The organism is Ruegeria sp. BG11 (genome assembly GCF_056538565.1).
The window spans coordinates 250,061-272,325 of record NZ_JBQFTH010000002.1 but is presented as its reverse complement, the minus strand read 5'-3'; the positions used below and the strand labels follow the sequence as shown (position 1 = coordinate 272,325).

22 protein-coding genes are annotated in these 22,265 nt (G+C 58.9%); 10 read left to right on the top strand and 12 right to left on the bottom strand.

Annotated features, from left to right (window positions below; genetic code table 11):
* Positions 1-8 precede the first annotated feature (8 nt).
* The 3 genes from ACR0JF_RS05500 to ACR0JF_RS05490 form a co-directional block, all read right to left on the bottom strand.
* Positions 9-845 (bottom strand): methyltransferase domain-containing protein, encoded by an 837-nt coding sequence (locus ACR0JF_RS05500; protein ID WP_170660400.1) that lies wholly within the window; start codon positions 843-845, stop codon positions 9-11.
* A gap of 43 nt (positions 846-888) precedes the next feature.
* Positions 889-2,226, bottom strand: coding sequence for an NAD(P)-dependent oxidoreductase (locus tag ACR0JF_RS05495; protein WP_170660401.1), 1,338 nt, complete (start codon positions 2,224-2,226; stop codon positions 889-891).
* Between the two features lie 158 nt (positions 2,227-2,384).
* Positions 2,385-3,017 (bottom strand): cupin domain-containing protein, encoded by a 633-nt coding sequence (locus ACR0JF_RS05490; RefSeq protein WP_170660402.1) that lies wholly within the window; start codon positions 3,015-3,017, stop codon positions 2,385-2,387.
* A 127-nt stretch (positions 3,018-3,144) separates the two neighbouring features.
* Here ACR0JF_RS05490 and ACR0JF_RS05485 point away from each other — a divergent pair, with 127 nt between their 5' ends.
* The 3 genes from ACR0JF_RS05485 (at position 3,145) to ACR0JF_RS05475 (ending at position 6,238) form a co-directional block, all read left to right on the top strand.
* Positions 3,145-4,134 (top strand): hypothetical protein, encoded by a 990-nt coding sequence (locus ACR0JF_RS05485; RefSeq protein ID WP_170660403.1) that lies wholly within the window; start codon positions 3,145-3,147, stop codon positions 4,132-4,134.
* 96 nt (positions 4,135-4,230) lie between these two features.
* A complete protein-coding gene (locus tag ACR0JF_RS05480; protein WP_170660404.1) occupies positions 4,231-5,523 on the top strand; it encodes an O-acetylhomoserine aminocarboxypropyltransferase/cysteine synthase family protein in 1,293 nt (430 codons plus the stop codon).
* Between the two features lie 4 nt (positions 5,524-5,527).
* A complete protein-coding gene (locus ACR0JF_RS05475) occupies positions 5,528-6,238 on the top strand; it encodes a GNAT family N-acetyltransferase (protein ID WP_170660405.1) in 711 nt (236 codons plus the stop codon).
* Between the two features lie 2 nt (positions 6,239-6,240).
* On the opposite strand, the gene ACR0JF_RS05470 is transcribed toward ACR0JF_RS05475, so the two are convergent.
* Positions 6,241-6,942, bottom strand: coding sequence for an SIMPL domain-containing protein (locus ACR0JF_RS05470; RefSeq protein ID WP_480668943.1), 702 nt, complete (start codon positions 6,940-6,942; stop codon positions 6,241-6,243).
* 158 nt (positions 6,943-7,100) lie between these two features.
* On the opposite strand from ACR0JF_RS05470, the gene ACR0JF_RS05465 reads away from it, so the two are divergent.
* Positions 7,101-8,990, top strand: coding sequence for a hypothetical protein (locus ACR0JF_RS05465; RefSeq protein ID WP_170660406.1), 1,890 nt, complete (start codon positions 7,101-7,103; stop codon positions 8,988-8,990).
* Positions 8,983-9,606: a class I SAM-dependent methyltransferase gene (locus ACR0JF_RS05460; protein ID WP_170660407.1), complete on the top strand. Its 624-nt coding sequence runs from the start codon at positions 8,983-8,985 to the stop codon at positions 9,604-9,606. Before ACR0JF_RS05465 ends, ACR0JF_RS05460 begins: the two co-directional genes overlap by 8 nt.
* On the opposite strand, the gene hppD is transcribed toward ACR0JF_RS05460, so the two are convergent.
* Positions 9,603-10,700 (bottom strand): 4-hydroxyphenylpyruvate dioxygenase, encoded by a 1,098-nt coding sequence (hppD, locus tag ACR0JF_RS05455; RefSeq protein ID WP_170660408.1) that lies wholly within the window; start codon positions 10,698-10,700, stop codon positions 9,603-9,605. The two genes, ACR0JF_RS05460 and hppD, sit on opposite strands and share 4 nt — an antisense overlap.
* 147 nt (positions 10,701-10,847) lie before the next feature.
* On the opposite strand from hppD, the gene ACR0JF_RS05450 reads away from it, so the two are divergent.
* Both ACR0JF_RS05450 and ACR0JF_RS05445 read left to right on the top strand, forming a co-directional pair.
* Positions 10,848-11,303 carry an Lrp/AsnC family transcriptional regulator gene (locus ACR0JF_RS05450; protein ID WP_170376867.1) on the top strand — a complete coding sequence of 152 codons (456 nt, stop codon included), beginning with the start codon at positions 10,848-10,850 and terminating at the stop codon, positions 11,301-11,303.
* Positions 11,304-11,322: 19 nt separating this feature from the next.
* Positions 11,323-13,203 carry a monovalent cation:proton antiporter-2 (CPA2) family protein gene (locus ACR0JF_RS05445; RefSeq protein WP_170660409.1) on the top strand — a complete coding sequence of 627 codons (1,881 nt, stop codon included), beginning with the start codon at positions 11,323-11,325 and terminating at the stop codon, positions 13,201-13,203.
* A 30-nt stretch (positions 13,204-13,233) separates the two neighbouring features.
* Here ACR0JF_RS05445 and cobT read toward each other — a convergent pair whose 3' ends face one another.
* Positions 13,234-14,244, bottom strand: a complete 1,011-nt coding sequence (gene cobT / locus ACR0JF_RS05440) for a nicotinate-nucleotide--dimethylbenzimidazole phosphoribosyltransferase (protein WP_170660410.1) — start codon at positions 14,242-14,244, stop codon at positions 13,234-13,236.
* Between the two features lie 78 nt (positions 14,245-14,322).
* Between cobT and cobS the strand changes: the two genes are divergently transcribed.
* Complete coding sequence (gene cobS, locus ACR0JF_RS05435; RefSeq protein ID WP_170660411.1) at positions 14,323-15,087, top strand: adenosylcobinamide-GDP ribazoletransferase; 765 nt, start codon at positions 14,323-14,325, stop codon at positions 15,085-15,087.
* Here cobS and ACR0JF_RS05430 read toward each other — a convergent pair.
* The 6 genes from ACR0JF_RS05430 to ACR0JF_RS05405 all read right to left on the bottom strand — a co-directional run bounded on the left by ACR0JF_RS05430 (position 15,084) and on the right by ACR0JF_RS05405 (position 20,981).
* The gene (locus ACR0JF_RS05430) at positions 15,084-15,845 is read right to left on the bottom strand and encodes a potassium channel family protein (protein WP_170469956.1); all 762 of its coding nucleotides are present in this window, start codon (positions 15,843-15,845) and stop codon (positions 15,084-15,086) included. The genes cobS and ACR0JF_RS05430 overlap by 4 nt on opposite strands.
* A 118-nt stretch (positions 15,846-15,963) precedes the next feature.
* Entirely contained in the window at positions 15,964-16,479 is a 516-nt protein-coding gene (locus ACR0JF_RS05425; RefSeq protein WP_170376497.1) for a CarD family transcriptional regulator, read from the bottom strand.
* Positions 16,480-16,765: 286 nt separating this feature from the next.
* Positions 16,766-17,104 carry a ferredoxin FdxA gene (fdxA, locus tag ACR0JF_RS05420; RefSeq protein ID WP_170660412.1) on the bottom strand — a complete coding sequence of 113 codons (339 nt, stop codon included), beginning with the start codon at positions 17,102-17,104 and terminating at the stop codon, positions 16,766-16,768.
* A gap of 53 nt (positions 17,105-17,157) precedes the next feature.
* Positions 17,158-17,532, bottom strand: coding sequence for an RNA-binding S4 domain-containing protein (locus ACR0JF_RS05415; protein WP_170660413.1), 375 nt, complete (start codon positions 17,530-17,532; stop codon positions 17,158-17,160).
* 6 nt (positions 17,533-17,538) lie between these two features.
* Positions 17,539-20,349 (bottom strand): helicase-related protein, encoded by a 2,811-nt coding sequence (locus tag ACR0JF_RS05410; RefSeq protein ID WP_170660414.1) that lies wholly within the window; start codon positions 20,347-20,349, stop codon positions 17,539-17,541.
* 23 nt (positions 20,350-20,372) lie between these two features.
* Entirely contained in the window at positions 20,373-20,981 is a 609-nt protein-coding gene (locus ACR0JF_RS05405; protein ID WP_170469968.1) for a tetratricopeptide repeat protein, read from the bottom strand.
* A 30-nt stretch (positions 20,982-21,011) separates the two neighbouring features.
* Here ACR0JF_RS05405 and ACR0JF_RS05400 point away from each other — a divergent pair, with 30 nt between their 5' ends.
* Together ACR0JF_RS05400 and ACR0JF_RS05395 are read left to right on the top strand one after the other, a co-directional pair.
* Complete coding sequence (locus tag ACR0JF_RS05400) at positions 21,012-21,302, top strand: SCP2 sterol-binding domain-containing protein (RefSeq protein WP_170660415.1); 291 nt, start codon at positions 21,012-21,014, stop codon at positions 21,300-21,302.
* Positions 21,302-22,249, top strand: coding sequence for an alpha/beta hydrolase (locus ACR0JF_RS05395; RefSeq protein ID WP_170660416.1), 948 nt, complete (start codon positions 21,302-21,304; stop codon positions 22,247-22,249). The genes ACR0JF_RS05400 and ACR0JF_RS05395 overlap by 1 nt, the downstream gene beginning before the upstream one ends.
* The last annotated feature ends 16 nt before the right edge of the window (positions 22,250-22,265 follow it).

Here is a 22,265-nt window from a genome sequence, read left to right as displayed (position 1 = left end):
TTCCCGGCTCAGCCGGTTTTTTTGAATATCATCTCAGTCGGGCGAATGCGCCCGGCCTTTAGGTTCGTTACGTAGTTTTGGAACTTCTCAGGTGCCGTCTCGCCCATCATCAGGTGGATGCCCAACGCAGGCGGGCCGCTTTCGGCCATGCGCGCAAAGGCTTCCTCAAAGAAAGCTAGCGCGAACTCGGTACGATCCGTCTCAGTCACCAGTTCCAGGCCCGCAGCGCTTGCGGCATCGCGGTAGACATCGGGTGCGTGGACGAAGGACGTCTCGGCCACGGTGGACCATGGCAGAGGAAACGCAAGCGGCTCAGCCGCCTCACCGCCCATCACGTCGAACAAGGCAAAAGTACCACCCGTCGCCAGAGCCCGAGAGACTTCGGCAAACAATCCCGCCTTGTCTTCGATGTTCATGCCAACATGGAACATCACGGCCAGATCGAACCCAGCATCGGGAACCGGCATGTCGAGGGCGCTGCCGACCAGAAACTCCGACTTTTCGGAATGTCCGACAAGATCGCTGAGCGTCTTGGCCGTCTCGACAAACTCAGGCGTCAGGTCGACCCCTGTGACCGTCGAGTCATACCGATCCACAATATAGCGCGATGTCCCGCCGATACCGCACCCAACATCCAGCACACGCGTTGCGTGGGTCGGCGAGAGCTGCGCGAACAAGTTATCAGTCGCTTTCACGCCACCCGTATGAAACTCGTCCCCGGCCTTGAGGTCGGCAACGGTGGCAGCATCCGGGTCAATACCACTGGCCTCAAGCGCCGCGCGGACGCGTTCTGTTAGGGCACCGGTTGTGTAGTGTTGGGCAACAGCTTGTTCGATCTGGGACATGACGATACCTCAGCAGCAATAAAAATGGGGTGAATACCCCACCTTACCACGAAACGAGCGTTGCATGGATATCCATCGCCGCATCCCGGCCTTCGGCCACGGCTGTCACGGTCAGATCCTCGCCGCCAGCGGCGCAGTCACCACCCGCCCAGACACCGTCCAGAGAGGTTCGCCCTGCCCCTGTGACAGCGATCTTGTTTCCATCCAGCACCAGACCTTCGGGCGCGCCTTCAAGCGTTTGACCGATGGCCTTGAGGACCTGATCAGCCGAAAGCCGGATCATCTCGCCCGTCCCTTCAAGCCTGCCGTCCCGAGTGGTGGTGTATTCCAGTTCGATATCGACCGCCGATCCATTGCCGTAGACAGCGACCGGCTGCACATTGGTCAGAATCCGCACCCCATGCGAGGCGGCGAGGTCCTGTTCGTACCGGCTGGCACCCATCGCATCGCGGCCACGGCGATAGGCGATAGTGACATGCTCAGCGCCCAACAGCTTTGATTTCACGGCAGCATCCACCGCCGTCATGCCTCCACCGATCACGACCACATTCCGCCCGACCGGCAAGTGGGCGAGATCTTCCGCCTGACGCACATCCGAAATGAAATCCACAGCGGCTCGCACACCGTCCTTTTCGGTGCCTTGCGCACGCAGCGCATTCACACCCGCCAGACCGATAGACAGGAACACGGCATCATAGTTCTCGACCAACCCGTCCAGCGAAATCGTATCTCCCAGAACCGAGCCCGTTTCGATCGCAATGCCACCGATTTTCAAAAGCCAATCCACTTCGGCCTGGGCGAAGTCATTGGTCGATTTGTAGGCTGCAATCCCGTATTCGTTCAGACCGCCGGGTTTCGGCTTGGACTCGTGAATAACCACGTCATGCCCCAACATCGCCAGCCGATGCGCACAGGCAAGACCAGCTGGCCCTGCCCCAATCACCGCAACCGTTTTGCCGGTAGGCGCAGCGCGTTCGAAGGGATGATCGCCCGCTTCCATAACGGTGTCGGTCGAATAGCGCTGCAAGCGACCGATCTCGACCGGTTTGCCTTCGGCGGCTTCGCGAACGCAGGCTTCCTCGCACAAAGTCTCAGTCGGACAAACGCGGGCGCACATGCCACCCAGAATGTTTTGTTCGAGAATCGTGCGACCGGCTGCTTGCGGCTGACCGGCCTGGATCTGGCGAATGAACAACGGAATATCGATATCCGTCGGACAGGCCGTCACACACGGCGCGTCATAGCAAAAATAACAACGATCTGCCGCCACGGCGGCCTCGTGCGGGGCCAAAGGCGGATGCAGATCGGTGAAATTCGAGGTCAGCTCATCGCTGGAAAGCCGCCCTGGGACAATCCCGGGTGCCATCTGGCCCTGTGCCATCACTCTACTCCCTGTAGATATGTTTGTTGTGAGGCTCAACTTGCCACAATCTGATTTTTTATCAATTGGTAAATTTTATCATTCGGTCAAAAAAAAGAAAAATCCGGGCTTTTGACCCGAATTTCCGTAATTTTGCTCAAAATTGATGCGGGATCGGGTCAGATCATGCCCGTCAAATGCCCAGATTTCATCCAAACACGCGCGCCATCCGGCCCCGCAACGGCCTGTGACTGCGATCCGGGCGGCAGGCGCAGCCAGTCCCACGCAGCGAATGATTCACCGTCTTCGTCAAAGCTGCCGGTGATGACAAACACCTCAAGCCCGCCTTCAGAGTTCAAATCAATGGTCTCACCCTCGGCCCATTGCGCGATGCGAACATCCTCATGCTCATCCTTGAACAGACGCAGATCGCCCTGACCGTTGATCGAGCGTTTGATCTCAGTCCGGTCGGAGGGATCGAATTGATGCAGCTTGACCAGAATGGTCGCCCCATCCGCCGCCGAAGGCGTATGGGATGAGGTCGGAGGGTTGCGAACATAGCTGCCCACCGGAAAATCTCCGGTTTCGTCCTGAAAGACGCCATCCAGAACCAGATACTCCTCCCCGCCATCATGGGTATGGGCCGCGAAGGCACTGCCGGGGGCGAAACGCACGATCGTAGTGGCGCGGGCGACTTCCTCACCAATCCGATCCAGCATCTTGCGCTCGACCCCGGCCGCTGGCGATTGCACCCACTCGGTCTGATCAAAATGCACCGCGGCGCGTTTGGTGAAATCCGCGTTGATCCTCATGGCGGCCTCCTGCTTTGATTTTACTGCTTGAGATGGGATGGAGAACGTGAAAATCAATCCAACAGTTTTGACGCCCTCTGCGGCTTGCTGTAATCCCAAAGAAAACGGGCGACAGGAACAGGCACGAATGGCTTCGCAGAAATTCAACATTGTCGTCATCGGGCAGAACAACCGCCTGCAATATGAGGCCCTTCTGTTCGCCGCGTCGCTGCGCCACTGTTCCCCCGGTTTTGACGGCAAGTTATATGTCGCCACACCAAACCCCGGCCCTCGTTGGAGCCAGAACCCCAGCATCCAGAACGAAGATGTGCGCAAGGCGCTGTCTCAACTGGACGCCGAGATCCTGCCCTTTGACAACCATGTCTTCGGCGAGAGCTATCCGCATGGCAACAAGATCGAGGCCCTGCTGGCCCTGCCCGAAGGGAAGCCCTTTGTCTTCTTCGACAGCGATACGCTGATCACCGGCGACCTGACCTCGGTCCCGTTTGATTTCGACCGCCCCGGCGCCTCGCTCAAAGTCGACGGGACTTGGCCGAAACCCACCCTCTATGGGCCGGGGTTCCAGGGGATCTGGAGCGCGCTCTATCGCCGCTTTGGTCTGGATTTCGACAGCTCTATTGATCACAGCCAGCCCAAGGAACACTGGAAGCGGTTTCTGTATTTCAACGCAGGGTATTTCTTCTACAAATGCCCGCGCCAATTCGGCGAGCGGTTCTTGGACTACGCGCAAACCATCCGCGACGAGGAGATCCCCGAACTCACCGGCCAGAACCTTGATCCCTGGTTGGATCAGGCTGCTTTGCCGTTAGTGATCCACTCCTTCGGTGGCGGGCGCGATGCTTTGCCGGACGGATTTCTGGATGGGTCGATCAGTTGTCACTACCGATTGTTTCCACTGCTCTACGCCCGTGAGAGTGACCGCGTGATTGAAGTGCTCGAGACGGTCTCGGCCCCCAACAAGGTCAAGAAGGTCCTCAAGGCCTATGACCCGATGAAGAGGCTGATTTTCCAAGGCAAAGGCCAGAAAATCCGCAAGATGTTCGACCAGAACGCCCTGCCCGGGCGCGAACAGGCCATCCGCAAGGCGATCAAGGCCAAAGGTCTTTGGCTGCGCTGACAGGATCGCCCACAAGATCACCCAGAGGATCGTTGTGCAAGGGCCTGCAATAGCCTACAGATTCGCCAACGCACATTCCAACAGGAGACTTTCACGATGTCTGACGGCCCCACCTACGGTTTCGACACTTTGCAGATACACGCGGGCGCACGCCCCGATCCCGCAACCGGCGCGCGCCAGACTCCGATCTATCAAACAACGGCTTATGTTTTTCGCGATGCGGACCACGCGGCAGCGCTGTTTAACCTACAGGAAGTGGGCTTTATCTATTCGCGCCTGACCAACCCGACCGTCGCCGTTTTGCAGGAACGTGTCGCGACGCTGGAAGGTGGCGTTGGCGCGGTGTGCTGTTCCTCGGGGCACGCGGCGCAGATCATGGCGCTGTTCCCGCTGATGGGACCGGGCTGCAACGTGGTGGCCTCGACCCGCCTGTATGGCGGCACTGTCACGCAGTTCAGCCAGACGATCAAACGCTTCGGCTGGTCGGCCAAATTTGTCGACACTGATGATCTGGAGGCCGTGAAAGCCGCCATAGACGAAAACACCCGCGCGGTATTCTGCGAATCTATCGCCAACCCCGGCGGCTATGTCACCGATATCCGCTCTCTGGCTGATGTCGCGGACGGTGCAGGAATACCGCTGATCGTCGACAATACCTCGGCCACGCCCTACCTGTGCCGCCCGATTGAACACGGTGCGACGCTGGTCGTGCATTCGACCACCAAGTACCTGACCGGCAATGGCACTGTCACCGGCGGCTGCATCGTGGATTCGGGTAAGTTCGACTGGTCAGCGAATGACAAATTCCCTTCACTCAGCCAGCCCGAGCAGGCCTATCACGGGCTGAAATTCCATGAGACCTTCGGCCCGTTGGCCTTCACCTTCCACGGCATCGCCATCGGCCTGCGCGATCTGGGCATGACGATGAACCCGCAGGCGGCACATTACACGCTGATGGGGATCGAAACCCTGTCGCTGCGGATGGAGCGCCATGTCGAGAACGCCCAGAAGATCGCCGCCTGGCTGGAAGCGGATGACCGGGTCGACTATGTGACCTATGCGGGCCTGCCCTCGTCGCCCTATCATGACCGGGTCAAGGCGCAGTATTCGCGCGGTGCCGGTGCGCTGTTCACCTTTGCGGTCAAGGGTGGTTATGACGCATGCATCAAACTGGTGAACGCATTGGAGATCTTCAGCCACGTTGCCAACCTCGGCGATGCGCGGTCGCTGATCATCCACTCAGCCTCGACCACGCACCGTCAGTTGACCCCCGAACAGCAAGAGGCAGCAGGCGCAGGTCCCAACGTTGTGCGTGTGTCGATCGGTATCGAGGATGCCAACGACCTGATCGCCGATCTGGATCAGGCCTTGGCCAAAGCCAGCGCATAAAGCCATGAGCGGCCACGACACCAACGCACTTGGTCAACCCATCGGACGGCCGGTCACGGGCGAGTTCCCGCGCCCCACGCCGCCCTATACCCCGATGGAGGGTCAGTATTGCTCGGTCGTGCCGCTTGATGTGAACAGGCATGCGCCCGGATTGTTCCGGGCGTTTGCCAATGATGCCGATCACCGGAACTGGACCTACCTGCCCTACGGGCCGTTTGGGTCTGAACAGGAGTTCGAAACCTGGGCTCGCACGAACTGCATGGACGCCGACCCGATGTTTCACACGGTTCTGGATGCAAACGATATACCTGTTGGCATGGCGTCATACCTCAGAATCGAACCTGTCGCTGGCGTGATCGAGGTCGGGCATATCCACTTCTCGCCCCTGCTGCAGCGCAAGCCGCAATCGACCGAGGTCATGTATCTGATGATGCGACGTGTATTCGATGAGCTGGGCTATCGTCGCTACGAATGGAAATGCGACGTGCTGAATGCCCCCTCTTGCAGTGCAGCCCAGAGGTTGGGCTTCACCTATGAGGGCACGTTCCGCCAAGCGACCCACTACAAGGGGCGCAATCGCGATACGGCATGGTATTCGATCCTCGACAGCGAATGGCCGCGTATTCGAGATGCGTTTGAGGACTGGTTATCCCCGGAAAATTTTGACGAAACGGGCCAGCAACGAATGCCGATGATGGCCCGCACGAGTGCGTGAACCTATTCTGAAATCTCGAACTCCATCGATACACTGACGGAAACCGAGATCTCTCCGCCAGCAACCGGCACTCCGCCCGTGTCGGCCATGGCCATCGTTCGCATCTCAGCCATCGGGCGCACACCGCCACCACGCTCCGAGATCGTCTGAACCGGCCCCAATGTGACATTGGCGGCTTGGGCAAGTTGCTCAGCCTTTGCGGTTGCTTCGCTCACGGCTTTTGCACGGGCCTGAACCTCAATCGGTTCAGGGTCTTGCAAACCAAAGCTCAACCCGCTGAAATCGTTGGCCCCGTCCCGAATGACCGCATCCATGACCTCACCCAATTGGGTCAGATCGCGCACCCGCACGAACACTCGGTTTGAGGCAACAAATCCGGTGATCTCAGGTGGTTCCCCGTTTTGCTGGTTCCGATTCGACCAGATGGGCGTCAAAGACAGGTCGCGAGTTTGCAAATCTCGCTCTTCGATGCCCATGTCACCCAACCGCGCAAGTACCTGTGCCACAGCATCCGAGGTGGCTTTCATTGCCTCTGAGGCCTCGGGGTTTTGATGTGTCACACCCAGGGTGATCGTCGCCATATCGGGGGCAACCTGAACGGTTCCGGTGGCATCCACGTTGATGCGACGTTCTTCCGCATGTGCCAACCCGGCGGTGGTTGCGGCCATCATCGCGGCCAGAAAAGCGAATGTCTTCAAGGTCATCCCTCCAATTTCTTCTGTCTCAACATGGGTCCGAGGGGCATACACGCACAAGGGGAAGTCCCGGCTTTTTCTTTCCCTCGGCGGGTTCCTGCTTTAGTATCACCCTGCGAATACAAAGGTATTTGCGTTGATATGGTTAACTGTGGTTCCTCCGGATTATGAAACCCGCTTTTGCGCTGACCTTTTCTGCGACCGGAATTTCCCTTCAACACCATTCGGATGGTGAATGGTACGATATTGGCGAAGTGCCTTTGTCGGCCCCAAATCTGAGTGACCAGATCAAAGCCCTGCACGACAAAGCGTTTGCACTGGAAAACAACCTCAGCTGCAAACTGGTGCTGCCCGCAGATCAGGTACGGTATCTTGCCCTGCCCACCGAGGGTCAAAGCGAAGATCAGATCGCGTCCGAAGTTCAAGCCGCGGTCGCCGAGGCAACTCCGTATGAATTGGCCGATCTGTCCTACGACAGCGCAACCGAGGGGTCGACCACCTTTGTCGCCGCCGTCGCGCGCGAGACGCTGGATGAAGCGCAGGCCTTTGCCGCGCAGCACGGGTTCCTGCCGGTCACCTATAGTGCAGCCACGACTGAGGCCGAATTTCCGCGCGAACCTGCATTTGACCTGACCAGCGAGCCGCAGGTCGCTGCGCCTTCACCCGAACCCGAGCTAGAAAGACCCCCGGTTCACGCCATAGCGGATGACGCGGCGCCTACGGCGTTCCGCTCTCCTGAACCTGCTGCGACTGCAATCGCGTTACCTCCCACATCGAACAAAGGGCAACGTTGGGCGATTCCTGCGATTGCCGCGCTGCTATGTGTTGGGGTTGGTGTTTGGGGGTGGTCTCTGATCGGGGCAGACCCAGACAACGTCACGTCTACCGAAAACGATACGGCCGAACTGTCTGCACCGCAGTCTCAGGACGCTTCACCGCCTGAGACGGATCCAGAGCCTGAAACCGAAATCGCGGCGACACCAGCAGCGGAAGAAGAACCAGAACCTGAAGCCCAGCCAGAACCTGAAGCCCAGCCAGAATTGTCCCCAACAGATGCGGCCATTCTCGAAGCGTTGAAAGTCGCGCCTACGCCTGTGGAGCAGATTGCACAGGACCCCGAAGCACAAAGCGACATCGAAGAGGTCGCGGGCACCCTAGTGGAGGCCCCCGAAGCGCTCGTTGCCCCGGCATTGATTTCCGAAGATGACCTCTACCTCGCGTCCATTCACAACCCGGATCTGTCCAGCGACGCGATTGCCCTGCCCAATCAAGGCAGCTTCGACACGGATGCCGCATTTGAACGCATCCCCGGCCCCGCAATTGCAGGCGCACAATACGAACTGGACGAACGCGGGTTGGTCGTACCGACCGCAGAAGGCGCGCTGTCGCCCGAAGGGATCGTGGTCTATTTGGGTCGCCCATCCAAAGTCCCGCCCGAAGTACCGGTGCGGTTTGAGGAAGAACCCGTGGTCGATGAGGTCAACCAGAGGCTGGCCGAACTCCGCCCCCGGCCCCGCCCCGGCAATCTGGTCGAGAATTTCGAACGCACGCAATTGGGCGGGCGCAGTCTTGAAGAGCTTGCGGTGGTACGACCCAAGTTGCGGCCCGAAAGCCTACAGGTACCGCCCGAGATCGACGATACACCCACTGCTTTGGCCGTGGTCCGCGTTCCGCGACCCAAACTACGGCCCGCTCGGGCCGTGGCGTCGGCTAGCGCGAGCGGGTCAAATCTGGGATCAACCGCCGCAGTAGCGTCCAGCAATGACGAGGCCGGGTCCTTCCAGCCGAAATCCGTAGCTCCGAAAATCCCAACAACGGCCTCGGTCGCGCGGCAGGCCACAATCGACAATGCCCTGAACCTACGCAAGCTGAACCTGATCGGCGTCTACGGCACTCCGGCCAATCGCCGCGCCCTCGTCCGGCTTCCGAGTGGTCGGTATAAAAAGCTCAAGATCGGAGACCGGATTGACGGGGGCAAGGTCATCGCCATCAGCGACAGTGAGTTGCGGTATCAGAAGAAGGGTCGCAACCTGACTTTGAAAATGCCGCGTGGCTGAAGACGATCATTATTTTCAGACCGTCAAAGCTGGGTACGAACAAGCCGCCCAGAGGTTGATCCCGACCTATGACAATCTTTCTCCTACCGATGTCCTGCGCCCCGTTCTGGATCACTTGCCCGATACCGGGGCGAGCGTTCTGGATGTGGGCTCTGGCACTGGAACGGTGGCGCGTTGGCTGGCCAAACGAGGCTGCGACGTGACGGCGATCGAGCCAGTCGATGCCTTTCGAAATCACGCAATGCGCGGTGACGGCGCGCAATCAGTTCGGTGGCTTGAGACTTGTCTGCCCAGACTAAGCGCGCTGCCAGACGGTGCCGCATTCGACACCATTCTGGTCATAGGAGTCCTGCATCACCTGCCCCCGCGCGACCAACACATGGCGATCCGCTTCCTGTCTAAATGCCTGAGACCGCAAGGGCGGATGATTTTGTCGCTCAGACATGGCCCCTGCCCGCCGGACCGACCTGGTTATGTGATTTCGGACGACGCAATCGTTGATCAAGCGGTAGGTTCGGGCCTGCAGGTGCACCACAGGTCCCGAACCGAATCGATACAACCGGCCAACCAGAGCGCTGATGTGACCTGGACATGGCTGGTATTTGGCGCAGCTTAGACCGCCGAAATCTCACCGCTTTCGATCTGTTCGCGTTCAATGGATTCGAACAGGGCCTGGAAGTTACCCTCACCGAAGCCATCATCCCCTTTGCGCTGGATGAACTCGAAGAAAATCGGGCCGATCACGGATTTTGAGAAGATTTGCAGCAGAATCCGTGTCTCTCCCCCGTCTACAACGCCTTCACCATCAATCAGAATGCCGTGCTTCATCATCCGATCCAGCGGCTCATCATGGTCCGTCACGCGGTCTTTCGACATGTCATAGTAGGATTGGTTCGGACCCGGCATGAACTTCAAACCGTTCTCGGCAATGGCGTCGGTCGAGGCATAGATGTCCTCGCTGCCCACCGCGATGTGCTGAATGCCCTCGCCCTTGTACTTTTTTAGGTAAGAGACAATCTGACCCGTTTCGCCCCGATCCTCGTTGATCGGGATGCGGATGCGGCCACAGGGCGATGTCAGAGCGCGGCTATAGAGACCGGTGAACTTGCCCTGAATGTCAAAGAACCGGATTTCACGGAAGTTGAACAGGTCGCCATAGAACTTGAACCACTTGTCCATATTGCCTCGGTAGACATTGTGGGTGAGGTGATCGAGATAGTAGAACCCCTCGCCGCGCGGTTTCGATTCTTTGATCCACGCGAATTCCTCATTGTAGGGCGAGGTATCGTAATACTGGTCAATGAAGTAGATCAGCGATCCCCCAATCCCCTTGATGGCCGGGACATTCAACGTCTTGTCCGCGCCATCATACGGCTCTGCCCCTTTTGAGACGGCATGGTCGTAGGCTTTCTGCGCGTCCACAACGCGCCAGCCCATCGACGGTGCGCAAGGCCCGTGTTCCGCGACGAACTTGTCAGCATAGCTTTCGGGATCCGCGTTCAAGATGTAGGTGACATCGCCCTGCTGCCACAGCTCGACCAGTGGTTTGGTTTTGTGGCGCGCAACCAGATCGAAGCCCATTTTGGCGAACAGATCACGCAACTCCTGCGGTTCGGGATGAGCGAACTCGACAAACTCAAACCCGTCGGTACCTGCGGGGTTTTCGGGACTGATGATAGATTTCGGGGCGTTATGCGGGAAAGGACCCATGGCGCGTCTCCTTAGAAAACAGGAATTTCTTTGCTGATTCCAAAATACGCCTTAAGCAGTGCTGTTTCCGCGCATTGTTTTCATGTAAGCTATTGAAGTGTGCGCAAACTGCGCATGGATGACCTAAAATTTGAGATCTTGCCGCATATGCTTGATGCAACCGATACACGCCTGCTCTCAGCGCTTCAAAAGGACGCGCATCTGACCGCGCATCAATTGGGTGAGCTGCTGAACCTATCCCCCAGCCAGGCAGGTCGCCGCCGTCAGCGCCTTGAGGCTGAGGGCTATATCACCGGCTACGCGGCCCGGCTGGATCCACTAAAGCTAGGCTTGCAGGTTCAGGGGTTTGTCCAGGTCCATCTGGGCACTCACGGCCCTGATCAATCCGCCAGCTTTGCCCGGATGGTTAACACCCAACCCGAGATCACAAGTGCCTGGACGATGACAGGCGAGGCAGACTACCTGCTTCACGTCTATTGTGACGATCTTTCTGCACTCAACAGCTTGCTTCACGAGGTGATCCTGCCGCATCCTGCAGTGGCACGGGTACAAAGCCAGATCGTGATGGACCAACTCAAACGCGACGCACCCCTGCCAACCTGAGCGGGCAATGAGGACATAGATGGACGATTTCCTATACCAGGCTTCTATTTATCTGGCTGCGGCCGTTATCGCCGTGCCCCTGTCGGCGCGGTTGGGCCTTGGGTCGGTTCTCGGATACCTGGCGGCTGGCCTGATCATTGGCCCCGTCCTCGGCCTTGTTGGCGCCGAGACCGAAGACCTGCAACATGTCGCCGAGTTCGGCGTGGTCATGATGCTGTTCCTCATCGGGCTCGAGCTTGAGCCGCGCGCCCTCTGGGATATGCGCGACAAGCTCTTGGGTCTTGGCGGGCTTCAGGTTCTGTTGTCCACCGCTGTTATCGCCGGTGTTGCGATGTACGCGAACCATCCGTGGTCCGTTGCTCTGGCGGTCGGTTTAACTCTGTGTTTGTCCTCGACCGCGATTGTGCTGCAAACCCTATCTGAGAAGGGCTTGATGCAAACGAACGGAGGCCGCGCGACGTTCTCAGTTCTGCTGACGCAGGACATTGCCGTCATCCCGATTCTGGCCCTGCTACCGCTGCTCGCGCTGCCTGCCATGCCGCATATTGAGGCGGACGGCTCCATCGACCGCGGCGCGGAGCATCTGCATGAAGCCGGGCATCATAGCCTGTCTCTGGTCGAAGGACTGCCGGGCTGGGCTGTCACTCTGGTCACCATCGGCGCTATTGCCTTTGTCATTCTGGCGGGCGTCTACCTGACCCGCCCACTGTTCCGGTTCATTCACGCAACCCGCCTGCGCGAGATGTATACCGCGCTGGCGCTGATGATCGTGGTCGGGATTTCATTCCTGATGACACTGGTGGGCCTGTCACCCGCTCTGGGCGCGTTTCTGGCGGGTGTGGTTTTGGCCAGCTCGGAATTCCGCCATGAAATGGAAAGCGACCTTGAGCCGTTCAAGGGCCTCTTCCTAGGGCTGTTCTTCATTACGGTCGGAGCCGGGATCAACGTCGGCTATTTCTTCAACGATCCGTTTGACCTGATCGGTTTGGCCCTGCTGGTTATCCTTGTCAAAGGCATCATCCTCTATCTCGTCGGCAAAGCCTTCAAACTGAAGGGCCGGGATCACTGGCTGTTCACCCTTGGACTGGCCCAGGCGGGTGAGTTCGGCTTTGTCCTTCTGGCGTTTTCGACGCAGCAGAATGTCATCCCGCCGGACCTGTCGCAAAAGATGCTGATGATCATTGCGCTGACCATGCTGATCACCCCGCTTCTGTTCATCATCTACGACCTTCTGTCCCGCAAGATGGCCGACACCAGCGCTGCGCCAGAACCCGATGAGATCGACGAAAAAGGCCCCGTGATCATCGCCGGGATCGGTCGGTTTGGTCAGATCGTCAACCGGCTGGTTCGCGCCAGCGGGTTCAAAACCGTTGTTTTGGACCACGATATCGAGACGATCCAGTTGATGCGTCGTTTTGGCGTAAAAGGCTTTCTAGGCGATCCGACCCGACCGGAACTTCTGCGCGCTGCGGGGCTTGAGAAAGCCTCGGTGCTTGTAGCTGCGATGGATGATCGAAAGACGGTGACCCGTTTGGTCGGCTACGCCCGCCGCCAGCGCCCCGATCTGCACATCATCGCGCGAGCTCATGATCGGACACATGTGTATGAACTGTATCAGGCCGGGGCCAATGACATCGTGCGCGAAATGTTCGACAGCTCTTTGCGCGCGGGCCGCTATGTGCTCGAGAATATCGGGCTGAGCGAGTACGAGGCCGCGCAGGCCGAACAGACCTTCTATCACCACGACCGGACGTCCGTGCGCGATTTGGCCGAGTTGTGGATTCCCGGCATGCCCACGTCCGAGAATACGAAATACATCGAACGCGCGCAAAAGCTCGAGAAGGATCTGGAAACCGCGTTGCTGGAATTGGCGGAACAGCACGCAAAGGATTCTGCCTGACCGAAGCAATTGCCCGGTCAGGCGCTTAGGTTACCCGTCCGAGACGCCCGCCTCGGCAAAGGTTGCCATGCCCGAGTGGCAGGCAACCGCGCTTTTGAGAATGTTGATCGCAAGCGCACCGCCTGATCCCTCACCAAGACGCAGGCCGAGGCTCAGCAGCGGCTCCTTGCCCAGTTTTGACAGCATCGCAGCATGCGCGCCTTCTGCGCTTTGGTGCCCCGCGATGGTGTGATCCAGAGCCGAGGGCGAGACGCGCGCCAGACAGGCTGCGGCAGAGGTACAGATGAAGCCATCCAGAATGACGGGAATGCGCAACATACGGGCCGCCGCAATCGCTCCGGCCATGGCCGCGATCTCGCGCCCGCCGAGGCAGCGCAGAACCTCCAACCCATCTTCACTGCCATGCAGTGCAACGCCTTCAGCCACTACGCGGGTCTTGTTTGCAAGGCCTGCATCGTCGACCCCTGTACCGCGACCGGTCCAATCGGCGGCCTCGCCTCCGTAAAGGGCGCAGGCAATAGCAGCGGCGGGGGTGGTGTTGCCGATCCCCATCTCGCCGACCACCAGCAGGTCGGACTTCGGGTCCACCGCCTGCCAGCCGGTTTGCAGTGCGCTCAGCAACTCGGCCTCACTCATGGCTGGGGCTTGGGTGAAATCTGCAGTTGGATGATCCAGATCTAGTGCGTGGACATCCATCTTTGCGCCCGCCGCCTTGGCCAACTGGTTGATCGCCGCGCCGCCATGTTCAAAATTCATAACCATCTGCACGGTCACTTCGGGCGGAAAGGCCGAAACGCCCTGCGCCGTGACTCCATGGTTGCCCGCAAAGACGATGACCTGAGGGGCCGCAACCTGCGGTCGCGCATCCCCACGCCACGCCGCATACCAGATCGCCAGATCCTCAAGCCGTCCCAGCGCGCCCGGAGGTTTGGTCAACTGACCATTGCGTTCAGCCGCGCCATCGGCCGCCGCTATGTCCGGCCCCGGAGCGCTGGTCAACGCGTCGCGGAACGTGTTCAAATCATTCAGTTCAGGCAGCATCAAAGCCTCATTGCATCAGAGTGGTCCTGTGTGTTTAACCGAAGCACTGAATCCAACAAGGCCTCGAAAGGCGCAGAAGTGCAAAAAAACGACACCAATCCGGTTTCCGCATGGGATATCCCGCTGGCGCTGGTCCTGTTGACGCGCCTACCCCTGTCCCGTTTGCCCGAGAGGGTCTTTGCCCGGCAAGCGCAGGCGGCTTGGGCCTTTCCGGTGGTCGGCCTCGTGATTGGTACATTGGCCTGCGTCATCGGGTGGCTGGCGCTGACGTTGTCGGTTCCGCCTTTCGTGAGCGCCGTTTTGCTCGTGGCGACCCTGACCATGACAACCGGCGCAATGCATGAGGACGGGTTGGCCGATACGTTTGATGGCCTATGGGGCGGGTTCACGCCAGAACGCCGGTTGGAGATCATGAAGGACAGCCACATCGGCACATATGGCGTGCTGTCCCTGATTGGTTCGCAGCTGATGCGAGTTGCAGCAGTCGCGGCCCTTTTGTCTGCCGGTGCGTTTCTAGCGATCATTGCCGCTTGTGTGGTGTCACGCGCGTTCATGCCCTTGCTGATGGCTACATTGCCCAATGCGCGTAAATCCGGTCTAGGCCATTCTGTCGGCGCCCCGTCCGTGGGCCCAGTCGCGGTTTCGCTGGCTCTGGCGGGTTTGACGGGAGTTTTGCTGATCGGTGGACAGGTCATTTTGCCCGCCCTATGCGCCGCACTCGTTGTGGGTGTGCTGGCCCTCGTGGCAAAAGCTAAGATAGGCGGCCAGACCGGAGATATCCTCGGCGCTTCTCAGCAATTGGCCGAAATCACTTTCCTGGTAGCAATAGCGGCTCAGCTTTAAGACACCCCACCCGTCTCAATCCGCAGGGTGCAGCCGCAATGCTTGCAATGTACCGCGTCCGGATCATGCCGGAACAGCCCGCAGCTGGGGCATTTGTGGCGCACTTTCTGCGGCATGAAAATCGCCTGCGCCAAGCGCACGAACAGGGCAACACCCACCACCATGATAAACACCGAGAACAGCTTGCCCCAAGGCGTCGACAGGGTGATGTCACCAAATCCCGTGGTCGTCAGGGTCGCCATGGTGAAATAGAGCGCATCTATATAGGGGTTCTTAGCATCTTCAGGGATGAAAAAGACAAGAACCGCTGTCGAAGTTGCAAACACGAAAACCAGCAGATTGATGGCTGCGATGACCGCATCTTCGTGTGTGCGGAAAAAGGTACTGTCGCGCCGCAAGTCCCACAGCAGATGGTACGAGTGGATCAACCGAAGGGCGCGCAGGATACGCAGGAATGCGAGATTGCCGGTCAGAAACGGGTCGAGGATCAACGACACGATCACCACGATATCTGCCAGCGTATAAATTTTACGCAACAGCTTCCAGCGATCCTTGGCGATCCACATTCTGGCGGAAAAATCCAGAAGGATAATAAAGCCAACCACCCAACTGATACCAGTAACCCATGGGCCATGCGGAAAATGCGCGGTGGCGACAAAGAAGATGATGGTGACCACATCGAACAGGATCAAACCATAGCGGAACCAAACCGAAATCGGGGCCTTTCCGATATATAGGAACTTCACCGTCTTCTTCATGCCGAACCGGTATCTGCTTGCATCTACAGAAAAACTAACCGGTTTTCGCCAATCCACCAAGCAACGAAAAAGGCCGCCCCGATGCCGGAGCGGCCTTGCAGTTTCAATCGTCGCGACCTTAAGCGGCAGCGGCGCGTGAGGTCAGAACATCATCGACCTGCTTGGCGGCAGAAATCTCTCCGTCTCCGGACACGGCGGCAACCTCGCGGGTCAGACGCTCAAGCGCGGCTTCGTACAGCTGACGCTCGGAATAGCTTTGCTCGCGCTGGTCATCGGTGCGATGCAGGTCGCGAACCACTTCGGCGATCGAGATCAGATCGCCCGAATTGATCTTCTGTTCGTATTCCTGTGCGCGACGCGACCACATGGCCCGCTTGACCTTGGCCTTGCCCTTTAGCGTCTTCATCGCCTGGCTGATCACATCCGGCGAGCTGAGCGAACGCAGACCGGATTCGGTCACTTTGTTTGTCGGCACGCGAAGGGTCATCTTGTCTTTCTCAAAAGAGATGACGAACAATTCGAGCGAAAATCCAGCGACGTCCTGCTCTTCGATCGAAATGATCTGACCCACACCATGGGCGGGGTAGACAACATAGTCGTTCGGGCGGAACTCAAGCTTTTTCGACTTCGACATTCAATTCATTCCTTGGTTTTGGACCGGGATGCAAACAACAAAAAACCCAAGCTCGGTGCCTATTGTGGCCCCGGCAGGCGGTCTGTTTGTCGCAAATTCAGAACTCCAAAGCGAGCATACTTACGGAGTACATCCCAATCTCAGTCATCATGTAGGGAGAGAGTATATCACAAAAATGAGACACTCAAAAGTTTCCCTAGGGGAATTTTTTTATAAACGGCCTGCAATCAAGGGATTAGGCTTGGAAGACCGCTTTCCTATGCCATCGAAATGGGGCGCGAATCACTTATCCGCCTTCACCCGGAGCTTCGGAGAAATACTTCTTCATCTTGCCTTCCTCACCATCGCGCTCTTCCGCCTCTGGCAACGGGTCTTTTTTGGTCACGATGACCGGCCACATTTCCGAGTATTTGCGGTTGAACTCGACCCAGGTTTCCATGCCTGGTTCGGTGTCGGGACGGATTGCATCAGCCGGGCATTCTGGCTCACAGACGCCGCAGTCGATGCATTCGTCGGGGTGGATGACCAGCGTGTTCTCACCTTCGTAGAAACAGTCCACAGGGCACACTTCCACACAGTCGGTGTATTTGCAGCCGATGCAGTTTTCGGTAACGACGTAGGTCATGTTCAGAATCCCATTCAGGTTTGGCGTCTAGCTAGTTCAGTCCGGGTTTGGCTTCAAGATGTGGGGCCGCTTGGCGTGCGAGAAAGATCAAGCGCGCGCCGATCTTTCTTGGTTGGACGACCTTTTCCTTCATATGACGGGTTATTGGGCGGAACGTCCTGCTTTTCCGTCATATCGAAGTACAGTGTTTGCGCCTCGGGGGCTGGGCCGCGGCGGTCGCTGAGTTTTTCAACGCGCACGACCCGAATTATTTTGCCCTGTGGGAAGGTCAGAACATCGCCCGGCGTTACCGTCTGGGCTGGTTTCAGAACCCGGTTGCCGTTCAGCCTGACATGGCCGCCGTTGACCTGTTTCGCCGACAGGCTACGGGTCTTGAAGAACCGCGCCTGCCAGAGCCATTTGTCGATCCGCAGCTTGGCCTGATCCATGACGGATCAGTTGCCGCCCTTCAAACCCATCAGCGCTGCAGCAAACGGGTTGTCGGGGTCGATCGCCTTTTCCTTCTTTGGAGGCCGGGACGAGAAGGACTTCGCGCCCTGCGGCTTGCCGCCCTTCTTGCCTTGCGGCTTGCGACCGTCCTGAGGTTTCCCACGCGGTTTTCCTTTGCCCTGCCCCTGCTCGCGGCGCGGGCCGCGATTTTGCTGGCGCTGACGGCCCCATGTGAAAGTGTAGAACACCTCGACCTCGGGTTCGTCATTTGCGGGTTCTTCGGCCGGAGTCTCGGCTGCCGCCTCGGTGCTTTCGGTGGCCTCGGCTGGCGCCTCGGCGGGTGCGGCGACCTCATCTGTCGGAACCTCAGCTACCGGGGTTTCTTCGGCGGCGGGTTGTTCTGCCGCTTCAGTCGCAGTTGCCTCAGCCGGAGCGGCTTTGACCTTTTCACGCTCGCTACGTTCTGCCTTGTAGCCCAGACCCTGCATCAGGTCCGCGAACTGTTCCAGCGTCATGCCTGTGATCGAGAGCATGTCGGGTTTGGCTTCAAAGCCGCCCCGGCTGTCCTCAGACCGCAGCATATCGGCCAGACGCTCCAGCATGTCGATCCGGATCGAGCGCTCGCCCGCATCGCGGTAGCCACACATTGTGTCATAGCCCTGTGGCGCATCCTTGGCGACGGGTACGGTGACCAGGCCCGGGGGCGGTGCCTCGGGGAAATGTTGCAGACCACTGGACAGCGCCCAAAGAACTAGGCGGAGGCGCGTGGGTGCAGGTTTCAGCAGCAATGGCATGAAGATGGTGAATTGACCAAAACGGATGCCGTGCTTGCGCAGCGCGCCGCGGGCGTCCTGATCCAGATCCTTGACCTCTTGCGCGACCTGCGCGCGGGGCAGCACGCCCAGCGCCTCGACCATGCGGAAGGCAAAGCCTTTCGCCAGACCGGACAGTTCTTCGTCTCGAGACAGGTTCAGCAGCGGCTCGAAAAGCGCGGCCACTTTACGGTCGATGAAGTGCTGCAGACGGCGCTGCACCTTCTGTTCGACGTCCGGCCCTGCGGCCTCATCCACAAAAACCTCGACCATCGGCTTGAGAGGCTCGGCCCCGGCAACCAGTTTGCCGACAGCGTATTCGCCCCACATCAGGCCGCCCTGATCAGTGAAATCAATTTCGGTATCGGGTGCATTGTAGAAGCGATCGGCACGCAGATGGAATTGCGGCGCGAGTGCTTGCAGCGAGGCCGACTTGAGCGCTTTCGCCTCAGCCCCTTGCGCGCTTTTGTCCGGTGTAAACCGGAACCCTTCCAGACGACCGACGAATTCGCCTTCGACGGTCACTTCACCCTTGTCATTTACTTCGGCCAAAAGGGCCTCCTTCTGTTTGAGCCGGCGCAACAACACCGAGGTGCGCCGGTCCACAAATCTTTGCGTCAAACGATCATGCAGAGCGTCCGACAACCTGTCTTCTACAGTGCGCGTTTCCTCACGCCAATGCGATTCGTCACGGACCCAGCCGTTTCGTTGCGCAACATATGTCCAAGTGCGAATATAAGCCAACCTTTTGGACAGCGCATCAATATCTCCGTCGGTGCGGTCGATCCGGCGGATTTGCCGCGCCATGAAGTCATCTGGGATCGCGCCGCGTTCGTGCAGATGGCCGTAGATCACCTCGAGCAGATTGGCATGTTCCGAATGGCTAATGCCCCGAAAATCGGGAATTCGGCACACATCCCATAGCAATCGGATCGATGGGCCATCGCTGGCGCGGGCCGCGACCTCGGTCACTTGCGACAGCGATTTCAACACGTTCAGGTCATCTGCAGGGCGGGCCTTGGTCAGATGTTCATCATTCGGACTGACCTCGAGCGAGTCGATCAGCGCGTCCACCGAACCGAAGCGAAGGGCGGCATTCCGCCAGTTCAGCTTTTTCATCGGCGTAAAGCGGCTGTCCATGATGGCCTGCGCAACGCCTTCGTCCAACGGCGGGGCCTCGCCGGTCACTCCGAAGGTGCCATCCGACATGCCCCGGCCTGCCCTGCCCGCGATCTGGGCCAGCTCATTGGGAGCCAAGGGGCGCATCCGGCGACCGTCGAATTTGGTCAGGGACGAAAACGCCACGTGGTTCACATCTAGGTTCAGGCCCATCCCGATGGCATCGGTGGCAACCAGATAGTCGACCTCACCATTCTGATAGAGGTCGACCTGCGCGTTCCGTGTGCGCGGGCTGAGCGCACCCATGACCACGGCCGCCCCACCCTTTTGGCGGCGCAGCAGTTCTGCGATGGCATAGACGTTTTCGACCGAGAACCCGACAATGGCGCTTCGCGGGGGCATTCGGCTGATCTTTTTCGATCCCGAATACACCAGCTGAGACATCCTCTCGCGCCTTACAAACTGCGCCTCGGGCACAAGTGCCGCAATCGGTCCGCGCATGGTGTCGGACCCCATGAACAGCGTCTCGCTCGTTCCCCGCGACCGCAGCAACCGGTCGGTGAAGACGTGTCCGCGTTCGGGATCCACGCAGAGCTGAATTTCATCAATCGCGACGAAATCTGCGCCCATGCCTTCGGGCATCGCCTCGACCGTGCAGACCCAATACTGCGTACGCGGCGGTACGATCCGCTCCTCGCCGGTCACCAGCGCCACGACCGAGGGGCCGCGAATGGCGACTATCTTGTCATAGACCTCACGCGCGAGCAGACGCAGAGGCAGGCCGATAACACCAGTCCGATACCCCAGCATGCGTTCGATCGCGTAATGAGTTTTACCTGTGTTCGTTGGGCCAAGTACGGCCACTACTCGGGATGACCCGCTCACCTTTGCCCCCTGCGCCTTCCGACTTACAGCGCCTTGCCTTCAACCTGAGGCTTCAGCCGATTCATGGCATTGGTTACTTCTTCATGATGGGGATGTATAGCCAACGCGCGGGAATAAGCCTCAAGCGCCTGATCGGGTTTGCCGACCACCTCGAAGATCAGGCCCAGACCGTAAATGGCCTGATAGTTGTTCGGGTTGAGGGTCAACGCGTGTTCCAGATCGGCGGCGGCCATTCCAAACCGGTCGATGCCGAAAAAGGCCGAGGCCCGCGCGTGCCAGCCTTCGGCAAATTCGGGCGCGTGGTCGGTCAACGCGGTGAGATGTTCGATTGCGGCCTCGATATCGCCATCATCCAGCGCTTCGCGCCCCCGCTCAAGCAACAGATCAGCCGAGGCCGAGCCCGATTGCGACCACAGCGCCTGCAACTGACGATCCAGACCGATGGCTTGTTCCGGTGTTGCCTGCGCAAGTTGCCGCAACAGCGCTTCTTCGTCGCGGGAATCCGCTTGTTGCGCTCCACCACTGGTGGAAAACATGACTAGAACGGCAAGTGCCGCAACGGTACCTTTGAGATTGGTGATTGCAATACCCATAACAATGGTCAGTGTAGCGTTGCGACCGAGGATGTCCATTCACGGCGCATAAACAATATGAGGAAAAGCATGAGCGAGATTCTTGAAAAGGCTGCGGCCGCGCTGAACGAAAAGCTGGCCGGCGGTGGCTTTGATGCGTCCGCCAAGTTTGCAATCGCCGATCTGGGCGCAATTGTTCTGGACGGAGACGGTGCCCGCATCAGTGATGACGACGCAGACGTGACACTCAGCGCGGATGCGGACACGTTCGAACAGATCCTCAGCGGCGAACTGAACCCGACCGGCGCGTTCATGTCCGGCAAGCTCAGCGTTGACGGTGACATGGGAATCGCCATGCAGCTTGCATCGGTTCTGGCCTGATGGAGTACTCGCCGGCCCCCTTTTATGATGACGTGGCCGGCGACCCTGCCGGTGGTACAGCCCATTGGCTCCACACCGCCGACGGCAAACGCATCCGTGTCGGGCACTGGCTGCCCGAGGATGCAAAGAACGGCACGGTCTTCCTATTTCCGGGCCGTACCGAATATATCGAGAAATATGCAAGCACCGCAGGGGAATTCCTGAATCGCGGATTTGCCGCCCTCGCCGTCGACTGGCGCGGACAGGGCTTGGCCGATCGAATGCTGGACGAACCCCGCATCGGGCATGTCGAAGAGTTCACCGACTATCAGCATGACGTCGCCGTGGTATTGGAGCTGGCTGAGACACTGGACCTACCGCGCCCGTGGTATGTGATCGGACATTCGATGGGCGGAGCTATCGGCCTGCGGGCGGTCATCCAGAACGATTGCTTTGCAGCCTGCGCATTTACCGGGCCGATGTGGGGCATTTTCTTTGTCCCGATCATGAAGCCCCTCAGCCGTTTGACTGCCTATTGGGGCACGGCGCTGGGATTGGGGGAACGCACACCGCCGACCACTTCTTTGACCAGCTATGTTCTTGCGGAACCGTTCGAGGGTAACTCGCTGACGCGCGACCCGGACATGTTCAAAATGATGCAGGATCAACTGAAGGCTCATCCCGAGCTGGCCCTTGGAGCCCCGTCCAACCAGTGGTTACGTGAGGCGCTCAGCGAATGCGAATGGCTGATGGAGCAACCGGCGCCGGACACCGCCTGTCTGACCTATCTGGGCAGCCACGAGCAGATCGTTGACCGCAAGGCGATCCGGGCTCGGATGGCGAACTGGCCCAACGGTCGCCTGATCGAGATCCCCGATGGTGAGCATGAAGTGCTGATGGAGGCCCCCGAGGTTCGCAACCCGGTTCTGGACGAGCTGACAGCGCATTTCCTGGCAAATCGCCCCTAAGGCGTCCGCGCGGCAC

Bases quoted from the DNA above. Each gene is read 5' to 3' on its own strand.
- ACR0JF_RS05405 (WP_170469968.1), bottom strand. From the start codon at position 20,981: ATGGACATCCTCGGTCGCAACGCTACACTGACCATTGTTATGGGTATT.
- hppD (WP_170660408.1), bottom strand. From the start codon at position 10,700: ATGGGTCCTTTCCCGCATAACGCCCCGAAATCTATCATCAGTCCCGAA.
- ACR0JF_RS05495 (WP_170660401.1), bottom strand. From the start codon at position 2,226: ATGGCACAGGGCCAGATGGCACCCGGGATTGTCCCAGGGCGGCTTTCC.
- ACR0JF_RS05430 (WP_170469956.1), bottom strand. From the start codon at position 15,845: ATGAAGAAGACGGTGAAGTTCCTATATATCGGAAAGGCCCCGATTTCG.
- ACR0JF_RS05445 (WP_170660409.1), top strand. From the start codon at position 11,323: ATGGACGATTTCCTATACCAGGCTTCTATTTATCTGGCTGCGGCCGTT.
- ACR0JF_RS05465 (WP_170660406.1), top strand. From the start codon at position 7,101: ATGAAACCCGCTTTTGCGCTGACCTTTTCTGCGACCGGAATTTCCCTT.
- ACR0JF_RS05475 (WP_170660405.1), top strand. From the start codon at position 5,528: ATGAGCGGCCACGACACCAACGCACTTGGTCAACCCATCGGACGGCCG.
- ACR0JF_RS05425 (WP_170376497.1), bottom strand. From the start codon at position 16,479: ATGTCGAAGTCGAAAAAGCTTGAGTTCCGCCCGAACGACTATGTTGTC.
- ACR0JF_RS05480 (WP_170660404.1), top strand. From the start codon at position 4,231: ATGTCTGACGGCCCCACCTACGGTTTCGACACTTTGCAGATACACGCG.
- ACR0JF_RS05400 (WP_170660415.1), top strand. From the start codon at position 21,012: ATGAGCGAGATTCTTGAAAAGGCTGCGGCCGCGCTGAACGAAAAGCTG.
- ACR0JF_RS05450 (WP_170376867.1), top strand. From the start codon at position 10,848: ATGCTTGATGCAACCGATACACGCCTGCTCTCAGCGCTTCAAAAGGAC.
- ACR0JF_RS05490 (WP_170660402.1), bottom strand. From the start codon at position 3,017: ATGAGGATCAACGCGGATTTCACCAAACGCGCCGCGGTGCATTTTGAT.
- cobT (WP_170660410.1), bottom strand. From the start codon at position 14,244: ATGCTGCCTGAACTGAATGATTTGAACACGTTCCGCGACGCGTTGACC.
- ACR0JF_RS05415 (WP_170660413.1), bottom strand. From the start codon at position 17,532: ATGGATCAGGCCAAGCTGCGGATCGACAAATGGCTCTGGCAGGCGCGG.
- ACR0JF_RS05395 (WP_170660416.1), top strand. From the start codon at position 21,302: ATGGAGTACTCGCCGGCCCCCTTTTATGATGACGTGGCCGGCGACCCT.
- ACR0JF_RS05500 (WP_170660400.1), bottom strand. From the start codon at position 845: ATGTCCCAGATCGAACAAGCTGTTGCCCAACACTACACAACCGGTGCC.
- ACR0JF_RS05485 (WP_170660403.1), top strand. From the start codon at position 3,145: ATGGCTTCGCAGAAATTCAACATTGTCGTCATCGGGCAGAACAACCGC.
- fdxA (WP_170660412.1), bottom strand. From the start codon at position 17,104: ATGACCTACGTCGTTACCGAAAACTGCATCGGCTGCAAATACACCGAC.
- ACR0JF_RS05470 (WP_480668943.1), bottom strand. From the start codon at position 6,942: ATGACCTTGAAGACATTCGCTTTTCTGGCCGCGATGATGGCCGCAACC.